We start from the raw sequence: 20293 nt of genomic DNA, 5'->3' as shown, positions 1-20293 counted from the left end.
ACGGCCTGCCAACCTGTCATAATCACGGCGACCTGTGAAGGTGCAATGCCCGAAGTGTAAGGTGTATGTGTTGATGGATGTGAAGGAGGCGAGATAAAAAAAATTTTAAAAATATCGTTTGTTATTCGTTGAATTTTACAACAGCAGTGTTAAACATATCCAATTCATCGTCTCTCATAGGGATAAAAGTTTCAACTGTTATTTTTTGGTCTTGATACAATATTTCACTCAATTTGATTTGACAAATATCCCCCTTTGCATTACTGCTTATATGAAAAACAATGTCATAATTGGTAGGTTGAGCATTTCGAGGTGTTAATTCAGCGGATATTTTAATAAAATTCCAATTAGGATTATTGGGTGAAACAGGGAGCGGATTAACACACCTTGAAATACCAATTGTTTTACTTTTTTCATTTTTTCCTTCAGTATAATCTTTAATAAATACATTCCACTCAGTCCAGGCAATGCCAGTCAGTTTCGGGGGACTTGCCTTCAATCCATAATTAGGATCGTTTCCAATTGCCGGAAAGATTTCTTTCATAACACAATTGCTTAATGGATACGCGAGATAATTTTTTTCGATTTTAAAGCTATCAACATACGGTTCCACTTTGGATTTAGAGTTAACTTGAGGGGTTGTTACTTTTGAGGTTGTTGTTTCAGTCGCACTCGGAATTTCTGAAGTAGTCGTTACTATGGCTGTAATAGTAACAGGTACTGTCGTTACTTGGGATTCTGATGGAGTAACGACTGGGGTAATCTGATAAGAACCATCCAAGTTCTTTGATGATGTACATCCTGACATCATGCAAAATATACAAAGGGCAAAGCATGAGAAAACCCAAAACCATTTGAAATTCATTTTAACCGATCCGTAAATTATTTTTTAAATTATTAATCCTTTCGTATGATTGTTTAATTAACGAATGCGTTAACAAATGGGAAAAACAAATAAAAAATTTATTTCCACCTTGTTTTTCCATGAATAGGATACCTATTATCTTTCCCAAAGTTCCTGGTTCGAACAGGAACGAAGCTGCTTTCAAATCAGCATAAAAATTAAATTATAATACCACTGTAACGGCAATAGGTTTCTGTAGGAGATTGTACACCAAATAAAATTGCTTCAAAGTTGGATGTTCCGAACGGATCAACCGAAACAGAATCGTAACCTTCTCCAAGCTTAATCCCGTTCCTATCATAGAAATCAACGGTAATATTAACCTTTATGGGGCGATTCACATTTGACTTTATCTTCCCATTTGCGTAGGAAGACGCATATGATTTCATGCCGTTATGAACTTCATAAAATCCAAATTCGCGCAGTATTAGCGGTGCGATTATTGGATTGTCATTATCGCGGATATCTATCGTTGTTGTTTTTGCAAACTGAACCCTAACCTCTCTGTCAACAAAACCTTGTACTGAAATAATGTGAACTCCCTCCCTCAATTTAATAGAGAATGGAGCACTTGACGACACTGTTCCGACATCCAAACCATCTACCGAAACGGTTGCATGGCGCGCCTCAGCCCATCTTTCCGATCCAATTTGCGGGAGCGTAATTATTACAGTACTCATCAATGACTGTGTTGGTGTTGTTGTGGGAACTGTTGGTATTGTAGTTTCAACAACAGGGGTTTCAACTACAACCGATGCCAATGTTGTTGCTGGAATAGTTTGCACAGGTCTTTGTTCTGTTATTGTTTTACTAGTGCATCCACTCGAAACTATAATTCCCAAAATTAAAATCCCGACAATAACTACCCATCCTTTCATGTTGGAGAATAATACAGACTGTAAAAATAAAGGTTACTATAAAAAAATTATATCGGCTAAATAGGCTAACAACAAGCGATATAATTTTATTTTAGTGTATTTGGCTCTGTAGAATTCCTCAATAACAATCCGAACAGATAATAATTGCATCCCCCTTGAGAGGTTATCGAGAAAAATCAGGTTTTCTACAGAGCCAGAAAATGTATTTCAGATAGATATCTAAAAAAATTTAAATTTCCTCAATTTTAAATGATTTCACAATTTCTTCAAATGTTGCTTGATTGAAATTGCCTTTTAGCACTGGTTCTCCATTCCATTTGGCATTTACATCATATTCAAACAAAACAAAAGCACCGGAAGGGGTAAGGTACCGCAGGAAATAGGTAATATGTTCGTCAGATGTGACACTCCAATCCTGCCAGTAATTCTGGAGCGTCCGCGTGTTTCCATTAATTATCTTGACCCAAGAGACATCATTAAATTTTACATTTTCTAAAGATTCGGTGTCATAAGTCATAGACCAATAGTTACTTCCATTCTTTTGATGTCGTAAGTTGTTTGAAACCCATATCCAAGCATCATTACTAGCCATATCTTCGATTTCTACTTTCACAACACTATTTTGGACTATCTTTCTGTAATCAATGTATATTAGTTTGCCATCTAATGTGGTCAGATAATAACGAGTGGAGTCTGGGTTTGTAGCGGGGCTTGTTGCTGGGCGGATAGCGAAAGAATCTTCAAGTTCCTTATTTGCAATAAACAAGTATCTCCACCTATTGGCTGAGTCACCCGGACTCACTGTAGAATAAACTGCATATCCAGAAGGATATTTAAAATTAAATCTTCCTTTATGATAGGAATACGTTTCAGTGAGTGGTAATGGTTTTTCTTGTGCTTTTGTGACTTCAACTGTTGGTTGTGGAGTCGGTTGCGATGTTTGTTCTGTAACCAGTGGTGTCGGTTGAATTGATGTTATGGAGGGTGTCGATGGCGAACTCGTAGGTTGTGTGCATCCACTCGAAAATATTACTCCTAAAATTAATATCCCAACAATAACAGCCCATCCCTTCATATGTCATAATAATACAGAGAGATTCGATAAAGGTTGCTATAAATAAAAATCAATTTGAGAAATCTATTTGTAATAATAATTGATAGTTAAACCCAATGCCACATTGCGATAATTGTGGAGCATATACATACCTCCCGTTTTCTTGCAGCTATTGTGGCGGGAACTATTGCGGAAAATGCAGGCTGCCTCCAAATCACAGATGCATCAATCTGGATAGATGGGAAGGAAAACCGCGACCACCATATCCCACAAGGCGATGGGACAATTCTGAAAGACATCACAGAACAAAAAGAAGGCATTATCCTGAAACAAATCATAAGGAAAGCGAAACCCAACATGAAGAAAGAGAGGAAACCCATGAAAAAAGAAACACGCGAAAAAAAGTCCATATAAGAATTCAAAATCTGCTAAATTTGAAGAACTTAACAATCCTTTCAATTATTTTGATCTCCATTGGGTTATTTTCACAGCAGTATCTAACCACTCAATACGCTGAAATTTTTAAGGACGTAATTGTTGTTGGAGTCCTCGGTCTGATTATAGCATACTTCATTTATGCTTTGAAATGCTGGGGAGCCAATAGCCAAATTTCAGCAGTATTGATGATAACAATACCACTACTCGCATATTTCTTTTCAACAACAAAAATTCCAGTATCGACAAATATCGCAGTGTATATCTTAATTCAATTTTGTTATTATGCAATTATCTCTGTTATTTTTTTGTTCGTCTGTAATAAGATCAAAGTGGGATTTGATAGGTATATCTCTAAAAGTAAAAGTCACACGCATTGGTATTTCCTCCCTAATACCACATATTCACTTCTTGGGATTGTATTGATCTCATTTTTATTGGTGAATTATGGCAGCATATCACTTTTTTCAGATAATACCGCCACAATCACACATTCACTTCAACATATCAACACACCATCACACACAACTCCGAATGCAAACGTACCTCTTCCTACAACAACAGTCCAAAACCCTCAAATTATCCCCACACTTCAGCCAGAAATTGTAAAAAATATTGAAAATTCTGCAAATTCTGTTATGCCATCTCCCCCCACAATAGATCAGCAAACGTTAGAACGACGAGTTCATGAACTGATTAATCAGCAAAGGAAGGGGCAGGGTCTTTCCTTATTAAGTTTTGACCAGACTCTGGCGGGGATTGCACGAAAACATAGTGAAGATATGGCGAAAAATAATTATTTTTCCCATGACAATCTTCGTGGTCTGGGTCCAACAGAGAGAGGCAACCAAGTAGGATACTCATGTTATAAAAATTATGGTTCATATTATACCACTGGAATTGCAGAAAATATCTTCCAGAATAATCTGTACACTTCTACGACGTATTATAATGGAATTCCCGTTCATGCTTGGAGCTCACTAGAGGAGATTGCACAATCTACGGTCAATGGTTGGATGACGAGTCCTGGGCACAGAAGGAATATTTTAACATCAACATACGATCGGGAAGGTATTGGTGTTGCAATATCCGCTGATGATAAAGTGTACATTACAGAGGATTTTTGCTAGTCAATAACAGTAATATCATGATGGATGAGTTCAATCCGGCAGCATCAACTCGCATTCCAGGCAGTACTGCCAGGGAACCGTTTGCCAGCGCTGCAACCACATTGATTTTTTAAAGATCAGAACTCTATTAATTACACGGAAAATTTTGAGTTACCAAAAAAATCAAAATTTGAAACGTTCAAAAGAATTACCATAACGTGTCAACCCAAGCCTAAACTAAATTACATATGGCTTGCGAACCAAAAAATAAGACAACCGGGGAATTTTTTATAATGAGCGAGGAGTCTGGAAAAGAACAGCCCGCGTTAACCAAAAAGGAAAAGACGCGGGTGGAGAAACAGGCGGAGCATATCGAGCGGATCAAGCGGACGCTGACTGCATGCCTGCTGGGTATGTTGACGGGGGTCCTGTCTTATGCTTCGGGCGGGACTCCCGATGCGCAGGGGCTCCAGAACAACGGGCTGCTCGCGTTAATGCTGATGCTTGCAGGCATCGTCATGCAGAAGCATATTTTCATGCTCATGGGAATGGACACCTCAAAACTCGGGGCAAAGGACTGGTTTTACCAGGGGTTCATGACCTTTGCGCTCTGGTTCATGACATGGACTATCCTTTTGTCTTCAAGGGTGCTTTGACCTCCTGTGACCGTTTGATCCTCCATGCGAATTGCAATCGTCCATAAAGACCGGTGCCATGCAAAGAAGTGCGGCACCGAGTGCATCGTCTACTGCCCCCGGGTCAGGACCGGCGACGAGACCGTGATCATCGGAGAGGATGGCAAGGCACTCGTCTCCGAGGAGCTCTGCGTCGGGTGCGGGATCTGCATCAAGAAGTGCCCGTTTGAAGCAATTGACATCGTGAGCCTCCCCGAGGAGCTCGAGCACCCGACACACAGGTACGGGAAGAACGGTTTTGCCCTCTACGGGCTCCCTATCCCTATCCAGGGAAAGGTGACAGGTATTTTAGGTGCAAACGGGATCGGGAAGAGCACAGCGATCAAGATTATTGCCGGGCAGATGCGCCCGAACCTCGGCAACTTCGACACTGAGGTTGCATGGGAGGAGATCCTGAAACAGTACGCGGGCACCGAGCTCTTTGACTACCTCCAGACCGTTTTAAAAAAGAACATCAGGATCGCGACAAAACCGCAGTATATCGATTACATCCCGAAAGTTTTTTCCGGGACTGTCGGCGACCTCCTTAAAAAAACCGATGAGCGCAATAAACTTGCCGACCTTGTCTCTGCGCTCAAACTTGATGCAATCCTCTCCCACCAGATCGGCACGCTCTCCGGTGGAGAGCTCCAGCGTGTTGCCATTGCCGCCTGCCTTGCAAGGGACGCGGACTTCTATTTTTTTGATGAGATCACGCCGTTTCTGGATATCTACCAGCGGATCGCGGCGGCAAAACTGATCCGCGACCTTGCTGCGACACGGCCGGTCGTGATCGTTGAGCATGACCTTGCGATCCTCGACATGCTCGCGGATACCGTCCATGTCGGGTACGGTAAGCCGGCAGTCTTTGGGATCATCACCCGGCCCAAGGGTGTACGGGTCGGGATCAACCAGTACCTTGAAGGATACCTTGCCGAGGAGAACGTAAGGTTCCGGGACACGCAGGTGGTCTTTGAGAAGAGGGCACACGAGAAAGGTTCCGACCGGCAGGACCTTGCCGAGATCCCGGCGATGACAAAACAGTATGAATCCTTCCATCTAACGGTCTCCGGCGGCACGATCCGGAACGGCGAGGTTCTCGGCCTTGTGGGTGCGAACGGGACCGGGAAGAGCACGTTTGCAAAGCTGCTCGCCGGGTTGGAGAAACCCGATACCGGCACCCTGCCACAAAGCCTCAGGATCTCGTACAAACCCCAGTATATCAAGGCGGACACGACTGACACGGTCGAGATGCACCTGCGCAGGACCACGACAAAATTTGACTCCTCGTTCTACCAGCACGAGATAATCGAACCCCTCTCCCTCCAGCCGATCCTTGCTTCCCCCGTCGACACGCTATCAGGCGGGGAGCTCCAGCGGGTCGCGATCGCCACCTGCCTCTCGCGGGAGGCCGACCTCTATATCCTCGATGAACCGAGCGCCCACCTCGACGTGGAGCAGCGGGTGAAGGTGACCCGGATGATCAAACACCTTGCCGAAGGAAGGGACGCAGGGATCCTTGTCATCGACCACGACATCTACCTGATCGACATGATCAGCGAACGCATCCTTGTCTTTGACGGCGAACCCGGGAGGACGGGTGCCGCGTACGGGCCTTTTGACATGCGTGTGGGCATGAACCGGTTCCTGCAGGAACTTGAAGTGACCTTCCGGCGGGACCAGAGCGGCAGGCCCCGTATCAACAAACCCGATTCGTTCCTTGACCGGGAACAGAAGGCAAGCGGGGAGTATTATTACTATACCGCTGAAGAGAGCTAAAAATACTCAAGTGGTTATTTTAATTACATATACGCACGTATTCTTGGATATATGGTGAAAGGAGAGGTACTTTCAGACGCGCTCATCTACAACAAACTGGCTCTCCTGAAAAAGGATTTTTACGGGTATATCGAGAAGAACACCATAAAAGTAGATGCCAACCTCCCCGTTTTTTTTGGATATGTTGTCTCTGCACTTGAAAATTCGTTCCCGAACATCTCCGATGATTTGTACGATGATTTTATCGATGGGATCACGTTCAAAGTGCTCGATGTGAGCAGCAATACCAATGACTTTGAATATGTCAAGAAAGTAATTCTCAACGCTTTGCGCCTCAAAAAGCGCAAGGACGCTGATATGGGTATCAATATCGTCGTCGGCCTCAAACTGTTAAAGATCGGCGATGAAGCCCATGCCCTTGAATACCTGCGCAATTACTGGAACCTCGATGTAATGCTGGGTGCCGCTGTCGCCCACTGCTTTTACACGCTTTCGCTGCGCGAATTTACCCCGGAGGAACGGGAGAAAAAATCCCGGCCCGGGGAAATGGAGCTCCTTGCACGGGAAAAGATGCTCGAATTGTCACGGAAAAAACCTCCGTTGCAGAAACTCCCGCAGCTGGAACTTGAAGACACTGCATTTCTTGATAAAATATTCTGGCAGATGATCTTTTTGTCGCTTGAATGGTTCCCGAGCGAAGCATGGTTTGTCACCGTCGGGCTCGAAAAGGCAAAGATCTCGAGCAATTCCGAGATGAAGAAAAGGCTACTTGAGATCGGCTCCGAGCAGTTCTACAATGACATCAACTTCCTGCGCGAGATGTACTATTTCAAGCTCGAGGGTAAGGACGCCGGTGGTGCGGCAGGAGTTGTCAACCAGCTGATCAAGCAGTACCCGGATAACCTTGAACCCATCTTCCTCGGGCTCAAGCTCTCACTTCTGACGACAAAGAAGATCACCTACCACAGCTTCCGCAAGCTTGCAATCACGAAGGGAATGCCGGCACACACGATCGAGCTCTTTGATTTTGCATTTGATTTGTTGAACAAGGACAACAAAGAGGCATTCGGGCGACTGGCGGCTATTGAAAAGAATTTTCCATACCTTGAGTACTACGTGACGACGCTCCGGTATCTCGCAAAAGACTTTTTCCTTGAGGATGAGGTACGCCATAAGATGGCAAAGAAGGCGATCCTCGACTCGCTGGAGAAATACTGCATCGAGGTTCTGAAAAACAAGGAACCGTTGCGCTGAACCGTTACCGGGAAAACAGGGAAAATTTTTAGAAAACCCGTTATTTTCAGTACTTTTTATTATTCGGTCAACCGTTGCCGGTTATCACGGTTTAATTTTTGTCTTTTTATCGGCGGCTGCATTCAGTTCTGAAAATATCTCGTTGAGTTCGCCCTCGATATCCTCTGCCGGCGCATTGAAACCTTTGAGTTCCCTCAAGAGGCCTGCGTCCCTGGTCTTTTTGGCAGTCTTGACATCGGATGCCAGTGAACGGACCATCTCGTCATCGGCAGATACGGGTGCGGTGAATATTGCCATATCAGTCTGCTGGGCAGAAGTCTTGTCTGACGAAGGAGTTGCCGCAGCGGATTGGATGGCAGGGCTGCCGGGTCCGGGTGCCGGAACCGGTCCGGGCGTTTCCGGTACCTGCTCGATGGGTTCCAGCGGTGCGGGCTGCACCTGCGTTCCGGGTCCTGTACCCTCGCGGGCAATATCTTCATCGGGCTCCATATGGCCCGTCCCGGCATCATCAAAGTCGCCAAAATTCTGGTCGATGGTTTCCGTGCCCTCAAACCCGTAATAATCATCAGCTTCGGGCTCCTTTGCGTTTGTGTTCTCCCCATGCTCCATGGGCACCTCCTGCGGGGGCAGGGGGATATCCGACTCCCCGATGGAAAGGCCGGACATCGCATCCATGATTGGATGGGATTCCGGCAGGGGGACCGGGCTCTCCGGTATGGTTGCCGGCTCCTCTTTTTGCTCCGGCTCTTCAAAGGTGTCAAGGAGTCCGGTCTCAAGTTCATCGCTTGAGAGCGAGAGGAACGGGTCTTCGACAGGTGCGGCATCCCTGCCACGCGCAGTCGCGCCGCCCCCCCTGCCCGGCAGCGATCCCGGTCCTTCAGACAGTTCACCTGCAAGCGCAAGAGCTGATATGTCCGCATTCTCTCCGGCTTTTGCATCAGGAATACGGCCGGTCTCATCCGGAGTTTTTGATACGGATTTTTTCCTTGTTGTCATCCGGGAGAAGAGATCCCTGAAGGAAGAAACCAGCGGGCGTACCGAAAAGGGTGTTTTTTCTTCCCGTTCAATGACAAAGGGAGGCTCGGGTTTTTTCTGCCCGGTCCTTTTTTGATCGGTAATCTTAAACAGGGGTCTTTTTCCTCTGTCCCTGCGGATAAATGAGATCTTCAGCATGTCCGGGACTGACGACCTCAGTTCCGCCCCAAAACCCGGGCTGAGCAGTACGAGGAGTAAAAATCCGACAATTGCTTCAAGTGCAAGGATAAAGAGCAGGGGGAGGTTAAGAAAGATCAATGCCGTCCCCGTGCCCGTAATGACAACGAAGATGAGCATGTGGCGGAGTGTATCATTCATCGTGTCCCCCTCCCCTCTTTGTTCATATGCCCGGTCCTGCCATATTTGTCAGTGCTTCCGGGTTGAAGAAGATCCCTACGACCATCGGCACGATCAAAAACATCAGCCCGGTCATTATGCAGAATATCGTTGTGTAGAAATAATACATATACCGGTCGCCGCCCCCCACGATCTTTGCCACGATAATATTTGCCGCCGTTGTGATGGTGAGGATGATTGCGACATAGGCATACATGACTGGTTCCGGGAAGTTGGTGAACATGTTGAGCGAACCGGAGATGGCAGAGTTCATGGACGCGCCTGAGGCAGCCGCCCCGCCGGTGGCGCCTGCTGCCTGGAAATGGGTCATCATGGACCCGACAGAGCTCGTCAGCACCACCATGATCCGGAAGAGGGCAATAAATATTCCCGCCATTACGATATGCATCGGCAGCAGCATAAGGAAAAAACTCCGGGAGAGCATGTCCTTTTTCTCCCTGAGCAGCACCTGGTCGTGCATCGATGAACCGACGATCTTGCCGATTGGTTCGGCAGGGCCGCCAAGCCGGATCGTGTCAAGGTAGATGTTGAGGTATTTATGGATCAGGTCGCTGCCGGATTCGCCGACGAACCGGTCCCATATCTGCCGTTCGTCAAGCCCGAGGTTCATCTTGGAATACACCGATTTGATTAGCGGTTCGAGTGCCAAAAACGACTTGGGGTCGATCGCCCGCAGCGCGTACACGGCTGTCGTCGCCTTGCCTCCGGTGACTGCCCCCAGCGTCCTGATAAAGGTGGTAAAATCATTGTCACGCATGGTGATGTTGTGGTCGTCGAAAAACCCGATGATGCCCAGCGGCGCCACAAGCACGCCGACAAAGATGAACAGGAACCCGGCTGGGACTCCCAGGAACCAGAGAAGCAGGGCAAGAATGATGGTAACAGGCACGATGATCTTTTCGAGCGCGTGGATGGTGTTCTGTTCTTTTGACGAGCGTTCAGGGAGGCGATGGGTCTTTGGGTCTTCGGGCACGGACTGGTACATCAGGACGATCCCGCCCATGCAGATCAGGAAGATGATCCCGTAGGACATATTCAGGGTCCCCTCCATGCCCGCCGGGGAATAGATCGCAACCGAGATCATTATCGTGACGGCAATCACGGTACCCGCAAGGAGCATGGCGACATATGCATCCCCCCACTTTGTAAGGAGCTCGAACCCCTGTTCGTACTGACCGCGGTACGCGCTCCGGACGGTGACGATCTCGTTGTTGAGGAACTCCTCGTCCGGGACATTCGAGTTGATCGCGTTAGAGTACCTGAGCAGCATCATCTGCAGCATCTCGTTTTTTGTGCGCTCGGCAACAAAGCTTAAGGACTCCGCATAGCTGTAGTTCCACTTTTTGACGTAATTGTCGACCCGCGCGATATACGGGGAGGTGATATATTCACTGCGTTCTGAGGTGTTTGCAAAGATCTCGGGGCGGGACGCATTGGCAAGGGCGAGCGATGCCATGTAGGTGGTCATGAACAGGAGGTTGGCGCCCATCTTCCGGTTCTCGGCTGCCTGCGCGATGCGCTCTTTAAACGCGGCAACCTGGGATTCAAACGGAAGGGAACTGCCCCCCTGCATTGCCCTGAGCCGTCCCTTGAAATTCTCGAACATGAGGATCAGGACCCGATGGCAAGCAGCCCCTGCTTCTTGATCTTGGTGATCATATGGAAGAGATCCCAGAACCGTGCATAGCCGGCCTTGTGCAGCCGTTCGAGGATCTTTGCCCGCCGGTCTACCTCCAGATAGATCTCGGCTTTTTTGTTCTCGGGTATTCCGAGCATGGTCGCGATCTTGCTCTCAAGCAGGTAGGAATTTCCCTTGCCGCTCCACGTGAAGGTGTCGGTCAGCGGTTCCCATGCAAACATCTGGACGAACGTGAACCCTTCGGTTTCGGGGTTATACCCGACAAGTTCGTTGCAGCTGGTCATCCGGCGGACCGTCTGACCGTCTGGCCGTTTTACCGCGCTTGTCAGGACGATGAGATTTAAGTTGTCCACGTAGGTCTTGGGGATGTTGATGGGTTCCCCGCAGAGACGCTGGACTAATTTTTCTACAGATGCCGAGTGGAACGTGCTCATGACGGGGTGGCCGGTCTGCATTGCGCTGAATGCAACTGACCCCTCGACACCCCGGATCTCACCCACGATGATCTGGTTGGGGCGCTGGCGCAAGGCAGCCTTGAGCAGGTCGTACATCGTGACCTCGCCGCTCGTCCCCGTGCTCTCCCCCCTGCCCTTTGCAAGCGCGACTTCCCTCACCCAGTTCCGGTGGGGGAGGTTCAGCTCGGGCGTGTCCTCGATGCTGACAATCTTATTCTCGGGCGGGATGAACGTCGTGATCGCGTTCAAAAACGTGGTCTTGCCGCTCGCGGTTTCGCCGGAGACAAAGACCGACATCCCGTATTCAATGCAGATCCAGAGATAGGCAGCTGCCATGTAATCGATGCCGCCGTTCTCGATGATATTGAGGATGGAAAGGGGGACCTCGTTGACTTTCCTGATGGTGAAGTTGCTCCCGTGCTTGCTGATATCCGTACCGTACACGATATTGATACGGGAGCCGTCCGGGAGTGTTGAATCGACGACAGGATTCCTGTACGTGATGGGACGCTTGATCCGTTCGGCGATCTTGATGACAAACTCGTCGAGCTCGCTCGAAACCTTGAATTCGATGACGGATTTGAGCCCCTTGAAGATCTTGTGCTCGATGAAGATCGGGCCGACACCGTCGCAGGAGACGTCCTCGATATAGGGGTCGGAGAGGAACGGTTTTAACGCCCCCATGTCGATCTTGTCGCGGATAAGCAGGTACTCGATAGCCCGGTACTCCTCGGACGTGAGGATGAATTTGCCCTCCGGGGTCACCGGGATGCTCCGGGTTGACGCTTTCTTCTTGTGCGTCTTCTGTGCGGTGAAATCGGTCTTTAAGAATGTCGTGATCTTTGACGCGATGCCTTTCTTTTCCTTATCGTCGCCTACGAGTGTTGCGATATCGGTATTTTTCGGCTTGACGATGGCGATATTTTTAAGTATCCCCCTGAGCGCTTCCGCCCGCTGCCCGTCGGTCAAAGGGTTATTGTCAAGGCCGTCGATGAGCTCGATCAGCCGGGACTCGATTGCCGGCATGAGATCATATACGGAATGGAGGAAAGACGGTTCGATGGGGATATAGAAGCTGCGCACGTCTTCAGGATCCGGCAGGATGTGGACGAACGTGTCCTCGTTGACAGGGTAGATGAGGTTCGGGCTCTTCATGGTGCGGAGATCGGGCTTGAGCTCGGATAAAAAGAGCGGGATGCCATAGGTGTTGACGGGAAAGATGGAGAGGTATTCAAGGAGGTGGGGGTTCGTCCTGACGTATTCCTTGGCATTTGCCGGGAGCATCTTGTAGAGTGCGCTTGACTCGAGATCGCCATAGATGTCGGTGGTTTCTGCAATCTGCTCCGGTTTGAACGGGAGGTTGACTGCGACAGAGAGCGTTCCCATGTTCACACCTTTGCAATGCTCATCGGGATAACCTTCATACCATATCCGGGATGGACTTCAAAGCTTACAAGGTTTCCCGTCGCTTTCTTTGCTCCTTTCACTTTGCTCACTTCCAGCACCATGACGTACTTGTCACCGACAAGGGCTTTTTTCATGTTGAAATGTGCGTCGCAGATCGACCTGATGCGCACAAGGGTGTCTTCCTCAAAGGCATAGGTGTGGAGGGTGACAAGGATCGTCTTGCCACGGTCCGCGAGCGATTTGCAGCTGGTAAAAAACGACACGATGGCATCGATATTGGCATATTCCGTAAAGAGCGTGAGCGAATCTACGATTGCGACCTGCGCGGTGCTGTGCTTAATCTTTGCGACCAGCCCTTCGAGGATGTTCTCCATCTCGTCCTTTGACCATTCGAAACCGACAACGTGCAGGGGAAAGACTCTCAGGTATCCCCACGCGAAGTATTCCGAGATGTCAAGGCTCATGGACTCCATCTGCTTGAGAAAACTCTTTGTTGTGTTCTCGGTGGTGAAGAGGTCGACCGAGAGCTCCTGCTTCATCGCGCCCCACATGATCTGCTGGGTGATCACGCTCTTGCCCGTATCGTTCTCCCCTTCGATCAGCGTGAGGGAATGGAGCGGCAGGCCGTCGGCGATCTTCCGGTCCAGCTCATAGTTGCCCGTGGAGATGACCTCTTTTACCTCCTCTTCTTGTATGTCGGGAATATCCGGGGGCATGAGTGTCCAATCCTATATTGTCACTGGGAATATGTATCTGTGACGCCGTTGGGGGTCACAACGGTGATTGTAAAGCTTGCTGGCGGGTTTGGGAAATAAAAATTGTTGATTTGAACTTTAATTTTTTCACCCGCGTCCAGCAAGCCCGGATGGATAATATCGGGGGAGATCTGGATGTATGACCAAGTACCACTTGGTACGTTTCCTCCAATGCCAATTTTCGTTGGATCGAAAGTGTAAGGTGCCGGTGGAGTGACGGGTGTCAAAGGGAACCAAACGGGACCATTAATGATATTCTCCGAAGTAGTCACATACACGTTCATTTGACCAAAACTCCCAAGCATTTCGGTTCCGGTGTTTGTGATATTGAATGTTAATGTACATTCCTTCCCACCCCAGAAAAAAAACCAGGTTCTATCCACACAACTGAACTGCGGTGCTGGCGATGAATCCGGGATATCAATAGCAGTTTCCCGTTGCGATTCTTTCATTATGACATAATCGGTTTGGGCTGATGCAGCATTCTCTCCTACAGAAAGAATTCCCCCGACAAGCACGTAGCCGAAGATAATCAGGCATAATATCCCAATTCCTGATGCGATTATCTCAGCGCCGGCCATATCCGGTTACCTCAGTATTACATGGTTCCGATTACGATACATATGCGAACCTTGTCACTCCAGTTGCTGTGCTCACGGAAACCGCTGCGGGTGGTGAAGTAAATCCTGAGATCGTAACTACCATCGTTTCATCAGGATCGAGCATGCCCGGATGAATGTTGTCCGGGGATATGCCTGAGTTGCTCCATGAGCTCCATGCTACACCGCTTCCGGTATCAGTGAACGAATGATATACGGGACTTCCATCCGATGGGGTAACATATACATCCATATGGTTGAAATCCCCGATCGTCTCGCTTCCGGAGTTGATGATGTTTATTGTGAGGACAGGATTGGAATAAACACCCGAGATAGTAAAAACAGTCTGGAGTCTTGCCTCATTCTGGAGGGTAATATCTTTCTGCGCTGATGAGACAACCTCTGCTGTTGTCAGGGCGCTCCCGATCATCAGGTAGCCGACAAGGATTAGCAATAATACCCCTATCGCAGCCCCGATAATCTCAGCGCCCGCCATGGTTTTTCAGTCCGTTTATTTTGTGGTAAATTCTTGGGAACGCGAGACACCATTGGGTAGGACATATTGGAAATATACTGGTTGTCCTGATGTGGTGAAGGAGGAACTATAGGCATCAACTTCCAGAGTTTCCCCCGGATCCCAGAATCCGTTTGAGTTAGTATCCGCAATACGGTAGGCCCATTCTTTATTACTATTAGGTGGCCAGGTTGTCAGGTCGAGGGTTGCACGGTCAAAATTTCCAACTAGACCAATAAAAACATCGGACTGGTTCACCTCACCCCATCCGATGCGGTTTGTGCCAATATTTTTCATCCAGACCTTTGAAATGTATTGCGGTGTACAAGTCGCACCCCCAGTCCCACATGCATACGTTGTCACGATCTTAAAATCCGTCCGCATCCGGGTATCGGTCTCATGCGATGCGGACGAGAATGTGCTCACCATGTTCCAGACAATCGGGAAGACGGCGGTGATCAGGATTGCAGATGCGACCACGGCCGTGATCAGCATCATGGCGGATACAAACGTCTCGGAAGCCAAAGTAACAAATCCTCTCTAGTGTGTCCTGTTTATCATATCCTGTCGGGGAGGTTCATCCAGTCCTCGTCATATTCCACATTTTTTGTGGGCTTCTTCTCCTGTTTTGGGAGCGTGGGGAACTCGACCCGGGGGATCTGGGGACGGGCAGGCACCATTGAGGGCAATGCCTGCGAGCGCTGCTCCATCATCACCTCGATCATGTCGCGGTCAAGGGACGTGTCCTCGGGCGAAACGATCCGGTTTAACGTGTAGAGCTCCGAGACGTATTCGTCGGGGCCGACCTCGTGCTCGTCCCCGAGGCTCGCCGGCATCAGTTTTGCGATCTCCTTGATCTCGTCATATGAGTCCTTGGTGATGTACCCCATCGTCCGGAACGACTGGAGGATGATCTCGAGACGGTCGTTGCCGTATTTGTTTACCGCTTGTTCGGTCCACTTGAAGAGCTTGTACACTTTCTGGAGCCGGGACTTCTCTGCAATGTTGGGCTGCGGAGCCGGGGCGGAGCCCTTGAACCCGGTCGCCTGCGCCTTGAACTGCGCCACAAGCTGTTCGTCAATGATGTGCCGGTCGACACCTGCATGCATCGGAGGGGCCTGGGCCGGGTAGGGCGACGGGAACTGAGGCGGGTATTGAGCGGGGACTGGGGAGGGAGCGTATTGCGGGGGGACCTGCTGGGGATATTGTGGCAGTAACGGTGACTGGGCCTGGGCAGGGGCCGTCATCTTCTGCTGTTCGGCTTTTAACTGCTCTTCCCGGGCTTTAAGGTCAGCTTCTTTTCGCTCGAGCTCGGCATTCCTTGCCGCGTCAGCCTCTTTCTGGAGATTTTTACTATCCGTGGCATTTCCCCTGGCACCGGGCATGCCGGCGATTGTGAACGGGTTCTCCATCTCGTTCATCCGCTCGCGGATATCAATAAGCAGCCGTTTGATGGAGGTCTTGAGCAGGTCCACTTCCCGTTCGAGGTTCTGGATCCTGGCGTCCTGATCTTCTCCGGCGCTCTTGGAACCCTCAGTAATACTCTTAGGTAATACCTTGTCTCCGGCATCCGGATTATCCGCCATAACATATTCTTATATAACTATTGTCATTTATAATCCTTCTCGTAACAGGAGCCATGGTTCCGGCGATCACGGACATAAAAAACGGGTGATTTTTTTTTAAATAATCTACCATTCTTGGTGTGAATTTTTATGGGGATCTGTGGTCAGAATTGACTGTGTGCAAGAGTTGAAGATCCCCGTAAGTTGGTCATAACCCATCTTATGTTTCAACATCCGCATGCCAATCAAATGTGGTACAATCCATTGTGTATCACATCCGTTGCCATCAAGGTTTGTGCGGGAGCTTGGAGTTAACGAATAATGGCGTGACTCACAGGTTTAATTTGTAAAAGGACAAATGGTACATTCAGGTTAAAAAGGAGAATATGGCCATGGCAAAGAACTCCAATCCTCTTACTGAGAAAGTGCTCGTTTCGATGGATACCAAACAAGCCCTGATGTCCATCAAGGAGCCCGGGGAACGGTACGGGGATGTGATCGGCCGGGTGTTGCAGGACCGGAAGCGTCATGACTTCATCGCACACCTGGATAAGATCGCAAAGGAAGGAGAATTCGTCCCGCTCGACAGCGATCCCGAATACGCAAGCCTGAAAAAAGAGATGCGTCGTGAGAGTAAACATCGACAAGCGGGCGCTGCTGTACGTTGACAGCCTGCAGGATAAGGATCGCAGGATTGTCAAGCAGCATTTGCTGAAACTTGAGGATCCGTATACTGCCCCGGATGTGGAGCTGTTGCAGAACGGTCACTGCCGGATGCATATCGCTCATTCCTATACTGCGTTCTTCGATGTTCTGCCCGGGGGCATTGTCAATATTCTCGAAGTGATGACGATCGAGGAAGCGCATAAGCGGTACAAGCGGTTCGGGAGGTAACAGTACCGGGCAGGGGATGATCCCCCGTCCGTTGCCCTGAATAATCCCGGTCTTCCACATGGAGGAACGATCTGAACACAAGATCGTACTACTATTCGGTCTGATTTTTAAGAGTCTCCCGCTGGATCTGTCAGGCGCCCACGAGATCCACATCCCGGATCTGACACCTGCCCTCCGCTAACGTACCTTCACAACAAAGATTATCCTCTGCCGGCTCGCAAATGTACTTAGTTGAACGGGAGTCAGACAATGCACCTGAAAGTTGTGATCTCGAAGGGAGAGGATGGCTGGTATGTCGTCACTGTTCCCTCTCTTCCCGGCTGTATCACGCAGGGTAAAACGATCAAAGAGGCGAAGGAAAATATCAAAGAAGCGATCTCCCTCTATCTCGAACCCGGGGAAGAGATAATCCCCGGTAAAGGAGCCCGTGTCATCGAGGTCGCTGTTTGAAACATCTCCCTGCTCATCGTTGTTTTGTGTAATCACCTTTTTTTTAGAAAAGAGAGCTATCCTTCCATCAACAGAATTATCCGAATAATTCGTCAATGAGCTGATCCCGACTCATCTGAAGATAGTGAGCAACATCTTTGAGAATATGGTGGAGTGTTCCGACCCGGAGTGGTTTATGCAGGGGAATGGTGATATCATGTTTTTTCCCGCGTATCGCCGTTGAAAGCCGCTGATGGCTCCCGGTCTGATGTACGATAGTATATCCATACCGGGAGAGACGGTTTGCCAGTTCGTCCCCATCAATATTCCTAGGGAGTTTCATAGCGCAATCAGTTCTTCTTTTACCATGTGAAGCCTGATAACGCGGGGGCGCTCCCCGGCATCAAAATGGCAGGATACCGCGTCCTGAATCATTTCTTTGAGTTTTTCAAACGTATCTGCTTGTGTGAAAATAGAATGATTCAGGGATCGCGCTTCATATCCACCTTCCGGGGACTCTTCAACAATAAAGATGATTTCGGTATTCTGATACATCTCAATCGCAGGTTCCTTTAATGTGTATAATCTCTTGTGTATGCTGATTAACTTTATCAGTCAGGGATAATTTTTCCTATGGATCCGTGAGGAGCTTAGTTTGAAATAGTTCCTTTACGAAAATATCCCGGGTACGATTCGTGCATTGCAGAGATCCGGAATAATAAGTGAATTCAGGAAAGAATGGTTGTCTTATCAATTGTTGCGGATTTTGTCCTAAAGAATTTCCCCCTCCCAAACCCTGCCCCCTGATAGCCCGCCATGGTCGATGCAACGATTTGATATGGGGTATGAGCTGTTACAGGAACACTGTGCGGTGACTGTGTCACGGCATAGCGGGATTTTTTTATACATGTTCTCATAATTTTTCAGGTATGACCAACTGTTTGAGGGATCTTTTTGAGAGGACGCATCCCCCGAATCGGACGGATGTTATGTCTGACAAAAACTGTGACTTTTATCGCTATTGTATATTTTGTCGCTATGGAGAGTATGGCTGTCAGCGTTTTTTGAAAACTTTTTTTGTTGGAGGGGTCACAAGGGGTCACGACCCGGTCACGGGCGACCCCCCGATCATGGGCAGAGAACCCTGCCAGAGACGATTTTCCGAAGTGAAACTCACGTGACCTCAAGAGGAGTCGGGGGGGGATCATGGGGTCACCCCCCTCCCTTAAAAAGTGGTGAGAACTCGAAGATTGTTTCACAATCTTCTCAAGTCTGCCCTTCCTTTCGGAACGGCAGACACCCCCAACCGTCGGCAGGGAACCCTGCCAGAGACGATTTTTTTGGCGTGAACCATGCATGAGATCACAGGGGGTCGCATGGGTCATGGGGATACCCCCCTCCCTCCAAAATGTGGTGCGACCCCCTGCGACCCCCCCAATCATTTTTGCCGGGCCTGCTGTTGTGATCGTGCTTTTTACGACGGCAGACTTTGCCGGTTTTGGGGTTGGAAAAGTCTTTTGGGGTTGGGGGGGGTCGCATGGGTACACAGGTTGTGGGGGTGGCCCCCCCCACATGTGCGATATGGTGTGTCTCTGCCTGTCCTCAGATAGGATGTGATTGTCGCATCCGTGAGGTCGATTAGTGAAGTGATTGTGTGTTATTAAAAATTTTCCGAAAAAATCAAATAAAATCCGGAGAGTGGAACAAATAAATTTCAGAAAATTTCAATGGTGCTGAAAAAAAGGAGAAATTTACCGAAGTACATTCACCGCAGTGATTGTTGCCGGAACCGTTTTTGTGAATGGGATCGCTGCCCCTCCCCCGGGTGGCCGAATCTCGATATTCATATCAGTATTCTTTGGGGCAGGTACAATTGTGAACATGATGTAGACTTGATCATCGGAAGTCATAGTTGATTGTGATGAATAGAATGTACTGTTGACCACAGTCCCGGTTCCACTATAACTTAATATAGTCGGGGCAATGGTTGCATTAGAATAAACAATTTTCATTTTTGTCAGATCAATTGAAGGAGCTCCTGGTGCCAATCCAAGAGTCATATTAATTGTATCAATACCCGTACTCGGGGCAGATGCTATTCCATAGACACTGCCTTTCAACAGGATATTCGTGGTCGACTGTTCAACACCCTTATACACCGTCTCCTGCGCCTTCTGGGTTGTGAAGAACCCGGCGCCGAGTACGACATAGGAGAACACCGCCGCGACGACGACAAATGCGATCAGCACAATCGCCGCCTCAAGACCGGTGAACCCGTCATCATCTAAGTTACGTAACATATTTTTTCCTCGAGTTTTGTGGAATATACTGAAAGCTATGCATCGCCTCCAGTGCCACTGATGTGATAGGTAATATTTGTTTATATAAATATTTTGTGTGACCTTTTCACGTTTAAATTGCGCAGATTTTGATTTGTCGCAAAATCTGGGGAATTTGTAAAAAACCTGAAATTTCCTGATATAAAAACGGATTGGAGAATGCACAGCGATAGGTTCCGGCTGACAGGATTGCAGGTACCGGGAATATACCGGGCCGC

The 20293-nt window shown here is 48.5% G+C and carries 22 protein-coding genes; 8 read left to right on the top strand and 14 right to left on the bottom strand.

Going from position 1 to position 20293, the window contains the following annotated elements:
* Positions 1-121 precede the first annotated feature (121 nt).
* The 3 genes from OS112_06505 to OS112_06495 form a co-directional block, all read right to left on the bottom strand.
* Positions 122-865: a hypothetical protein gene (locus OS112_06505; GenBank protein ID WAC04119.1), complete on the bottom strand. Its 744-nt coding sequence runs from the start codon at positions 863-865 to the stop codon at positions 122-124.
* Between the two features lie 197 nt (positions 866-1062).
* A complete protein-coding gene (locus tag OS112_06500) occupies positions 1063-1782 on the bottom strand; it encodes a hypothetical protein (GenBank protein WAC04118.1) in 720 nt (239 codons plus the stop codon).
* Between the two features lie 229 nt (positions 1783-2011).
* The gene (locus OS112_06495; protein WAC04117.1) at positions 2012-2857 is read right to left on the bottom strand and encodes a hypothetical protein; all 846 of its coding nucleotides are present in this window, start codon (positions 2855-2857) and stop codon (positions 2012-2014) included.
* Positions 2858-2952: 95 nt separating this feature from the next.
* On the opposite strand from OS112_06495, the gene OS112_06490 reads away from it, so the two are divergent.
* From OS112_06490 to OS112_06475, 4 genes are all read left to right on the top strand, one after another.
* Complete coding sequence (locus OS112_06490; GenBank protein ID WAC04116.1) at positions 2953-4401, top strand: CAP domain-containing protein; 1449 nt, start codon at positions 2953-2955, stop codon at positions 4399-4401.
* Between the two features lie 272 nt (positions 4402-4673).
* Positions 4674-5036: a hypothetical protein gene (locus OS112_06485; GenBank protein ID WAC04115.1), complete on the top strand. Its 363-nt coding sequence runs from the start codon at positions 4674-4676 to the stop codon at positions 5034-5036.
* Between the two features lie 24 nt (positions 5037-5060).
* Positions 5061-6833 carry a ribosome biogenesis/translation initiation ATPase RLI gene (locus tag OS112_06480; protein ID WAC04114.1) on the top strand — a complete coding sequence of 591 codons (1773 nt, stop codon included), beginning with the start codon at positions 5061-5063 and terminating at the stop codon, positions 6831-6833.
* 51 nt (positions 6834-6884) lie between these two features.
* Positions 6885-8087 (top strand): hypothetical protein, encoded by a 1203-nt coding sequence (locus tag OS112_06475; GenBank protein ID WAC04113.1) that lies wholly within the window; start codon positions 6885-6887, stop codon positions 8085-8087.
* Positions 8088-8171: 84 nt separating this feature from the next.
* On the opposite strand, the gene OS112_06470 is transcribed toward OS112_06475, so the two are convergent.
* From OS112_06470 to OS112_06440, 7 genes are read right to left on the bottom strand one after another with little or no spacing between them, the layout of a single operon-like run.
* On the bottom strand, positions 8172-9440 hold the full coding sequence (locus tag OS112_06470; protein ID WAC04112.1) for a hypothetical protein: 1269 nt from the start codon (positions 9438-9440) through the stop codon (positions 8172-8174).
* 22 nt (positions 9441-9462) lie between these two features.
* On the bottom strand, positions 9463-11085 hold the full coding sequence (gene flaJ / locus OS112_06465) for an archaellar assembly protein FlaJ (GenBank protein WAC04111.1): 1623 nt from the start codon (positions 11083-11085) through the stop codon (positions 9463-9465).
* 5 nt (positions 11086-11090) lie between these two features.
* Positions 11091-12959, bottom strand: coding sequence for a type II/IV secretion system ATPase subunit (locus tag OS112_06460; GenBank protein WAC04110.1), 1869 nt, complete (start codon positions 12957-12959; stop codon positions 11091-11093).
* Between the two features lie 2 nt (positions 12960-12961).
* On the bottom strand, positions 12962-13696 hold the full coding sequence (locus tag OS112_06455) for a flagellar accessory protein FlaH (protein ID WAC04109.1): 735 nt from the start codon (positions 13694-13696) through the stop codon (positions 12962-12964).
* 20 nt (positions 13697-13716) lie between these two features.
* Positions 13717-14316 (bottom strand): hypothetical protein, encoded by a 600-nt coding sequence (locus OS112_06450; GenBank protein WAC04108.1) that lies wholly within the window; start codon positions 14314-14316, stop codon positions 13717-13719.
* Positions 14317-14347: 31 nt separating this feature from the next.
* The gene (locus OS112_06445; GenBank protein WAC04107.1) at positions 14348-14830 is read right to left on the bottom strand and encodes a hypothetical protein; all 483 of its coding nucleotides are present in this window, start codon (positions 14828-14830) and stop codon (positions 14348-14350) included.
* A gap of 15 nt (positions 14831-14845) precedes the next feature.
* Positions 14846-15145, bottom strand: a complete 300-nt coding sequence (locus OS112_06440; protein ID WAC04106.1) for a hypothetical protein — start codon at positions 15143-15145, stop codon at positions 14846-14848.
* 13 nt (positions 15146-15158) lie between these two features.
* Between OS112_06440 and OS112_06435 the strand changes: the two genes are divergently transcribed.
* On the top strand, positions 15159-15392 hold the full coding sequence (locus OS112_06435) for a hypothetical protein (GenBank protein WAC04105.1): 234 nt from the start codon (positions 15159-15161) through the stop codon (positions 15390-15392).
* A 13-nt stretch (positions 15393-15405) separates the two neighbouring features.
* Here the strand turns inward: OS112_06435 and OS112_06430 are convergent, their stop codons facing one another.
* Complete coding sequence (locus tag OS112_06430; protein WAC04104.1) at positions 15406-16434, bottom strand: hypothetical protein; 1029 nt, start codon at positions 16432-16434, stop codon at positions 15406-15408.
* A 371-nt stretch (positions 16435-16805) separates the two neighbouring features.
* On the opposite strand from OS112_06430, the gene OS112_06425 reads away from it, so the two are divergent.
* The 3 genes from OS112_06425 (at position 16806) to OS112_06415 (ending at position 17757) form a co-directional block, all read left to right on the top strand.
* Positions 16806-17081 (top strand): hypothetical protein, encoded by a 276-nt coding sequence (locus OS112_06425; protein WAC04103.1) that lies wholly within the window; start codon positions 16806-16808, stop codon positions 17079-17081.
* The gene (locus OS112_06420; GenBank protein WAC04102.1) at positions 17041-17307 is read left to right on the top strand and encodes a hypothetical protein; all 267 of its coding nucleotides are present in this window, start codon (positions 17041-17043) and stop codon (positions 17305-17307) included. The genes OS112_06425 and OS112_06420 overlap by 41 nt, the downstream gene beginning before the upstream one ends.
* A gap of 249 nt (positions 17308-17556) precedes the next feature.
* Positions 17557-17757 (top strand): type II toxin-antitoxin system HicB family antitoxin, encoded by a 201-nt coding sequence (locus OS112_06415; GenBank protein ID WAC04101.1) that lies wholly within the window; start codon positions 17557-17559, stop codon positions 17755-17757.
* A gap of 76 nt (positions 17758-17833) precedes the next feature.
* Here the strand turns inward: OS112_06415 and OS112_06410 are convergent, their stop codons facing one another.
* From OS112_06410 to OS112_06400, 3 genes are all read right to left on the bottom strand, one after another.
* Positions 17834-18079, bottom strand: a complete 246-nt coding sequence (locus OS112_06410; GenBank protein ID WAC04100.1) for a type II toxin-antitoxin system HicA family toxin — start codon at positions 18077-18079, stop codon at positions 17834-17836.
* Positions 18076-18291, bottom strand: coding sequence for a hypothetical protein (locus tag OS112_06405; protein ID WAC04099.1), 216 nt, complete (start codon positions 18289-18291; stop codon positions 18076-18078). The genes OS112_06410 and OS112_06405 overlap by 4 nt, the downstream gene beginning before the upstream one ends.
* A 1196-nt stretch (positions 18292-19487) precedes the next feature.
* Complete coding sequence (locus tag OS112_06400; protein WAC04098.1) at positions 19488-20036, bottom strand: flagellin; 549 nt, start codon at positions 20034-20036, stop codon at positions 19488-19490.
* Between the last annotated feature and the right edge of the window lie 257 nt (positions 20037-20293).

Origin of the sequence: Methanoregula sp., from assembly GCA_026625165.1 — an archaeon.
Classification (GTDB): Archaea; Halobacteriota; Methanomicrobia; order Methanomicrobiales; family Methanospirillaceae; genus MVRE01.
Note: the sequence above shows the minus strand (reverse complement) of the source record. Positions and strands in the feature narration are given on the sequence as shown.

Excerpts from the sequence above, each read along its gene's own strand:
- OS112_06490 (WAC04116.1), top strand. The coding sequence starts at position 2,953 with ATGCCACATTGCGATAATTGTGGAGCATATACATACCTCCCGTTTTCT.
- OS112_06485 (WAC04115.1), top strand. The coding sequence starts at position 4,674 with ATGAGCGAGGAGTCTGGAAAAGAACAGCCCGCGTTAACCAAAAAGGAA.
- OS112_06500 (WAC04118.1), bottom strand. The coding sequence starts at position 1,782 with ATGAAAGGATGGGTAGTTATTGTCGGGATTTTAATTTTGGGAATTATA.
- OS112_06450 (WAC04108.1), bottom strand. The coding sequence starts at position 14,316 with ATGGCCGGCGCTGAGATAATCGCATCAGGAATTGGGATATTATGCCTG.
- OS112_06480 (WAC04114.1), top strand. The coding sequence starts at position 5,061 with ATGCGAATTGCAATCGTCCATAAAGACCGGTGCCATGCAAAGAAGTGC.
- OS112_06455 (WAC04109.1), bottom strand. The coding sequence starts at position 13,696 with ATGCCCCCGGATATTCCCGACATACAAGAAGAGGAGGTAAAAGAGGTC.
- OS112_06445 (WAC04107.1), bottom strand. The coding sequence starts at position 14,830 with ATGGCGGGCGCTGAGATTATCGGGGCTGCGATAGGGGTATTATTGCTA.
- OS112_06505 (WAC04119.1), bottom strand. The coding sequence starts at position 865 with ATGAATTTCAAATGGTTTTGGGTTTTCTCATGCTTTGCCCTTTGTATA.
- OS112_06495 (WAC04117.1), bottom strand. The coding sequence starts at position 2,857 with ATGAAGGGATGGGCTGTTATTGTTGGGATATTAATTTTAGGAGTAATA.
- OS112_06430 (WAC04104.1), bottom strand. The coding sequence starts at position 16,434 with ATGGCGGATAATCCGGATGCCGGAGACAAGGTATTACCTAAGAGTATT.
- OS112_06400 (WAC04098.1), bottom strand. The coding sequence starts at position 20,036 with ATGTTACGTAACTTAGATGATGACGGGTTCACCGGTCTTGAGGCGGCG.
- OS112_06475 (WAC04113.1), top strand. The coding sequence starts at position 6,885 with ATGGTGAAAGGAGAGGTACTTTCAGACGCGCTCATCTACAACAAACTG.
- OS112_06405 (WAC04099.1), bottom strand. The coding sequence starts at position 18,291 with ATGTATCAGAATACCGAAATCATCTTTATTGTTGAAGAGTCCCCGGAA.
- OS112_06425 (WAC04103.1), top strand. The coding sequence starts at position 16,806 with ATGGCAAAGAACTCCAATCCTCTTACTGAGAAAGTGCTCGTTTCGATG.
- OS112_06440 (WAC04106.1), bottom strand. The coding sequence starts at position 15,145 with ATGAAAAATATTGGCACAAACCGCATCGGATGGGGTGAGGTGAACCAG.
- OS112_06410 (WAC04100.1), bottom strand. The coding sequence starts at position 18,079 with ATGAAACTCCCTAGGAATATTGATGGGGACGAACTGGCAAACCGTCTC.
- flaJ (WAC04111.1), bottom strand. The coding sequence starts at position 11,085 with ATGTTCGAGAATTTCAAGGGACGGCTCAGGGCAATGCAGGGGGGCAGT.
- OS112_06460 (WAC04110.1), bottom strand. The coding sequence starts at position 12,959 with ATGGGAACGCTCTCTGTCGCAGTCAACCTCCCGTTCAAACCGGAGCAG.
- OS112_06415 (WAC04101.1), top strand. The coding sequence starts at position 17,557 with ATGCACCTGAAAGTTGTGATCTCGAAGGGAGAGGATGGCTGGTATGTC.
- OS112_06470 (WAC04112.1), bottom strand. The coding sequence starts at position 9,440 with ATGAATGATACACTCCGCCACATGCTCATCTTCGTTGTCATTACGGGC.
- OS112_06435 (WAC04105.1), top strand. The coding sequence starts at position 15,159 with ATGTATTGCGGTGTACAAGTCGCACCCCCAGTCCCACATGCATACGTT.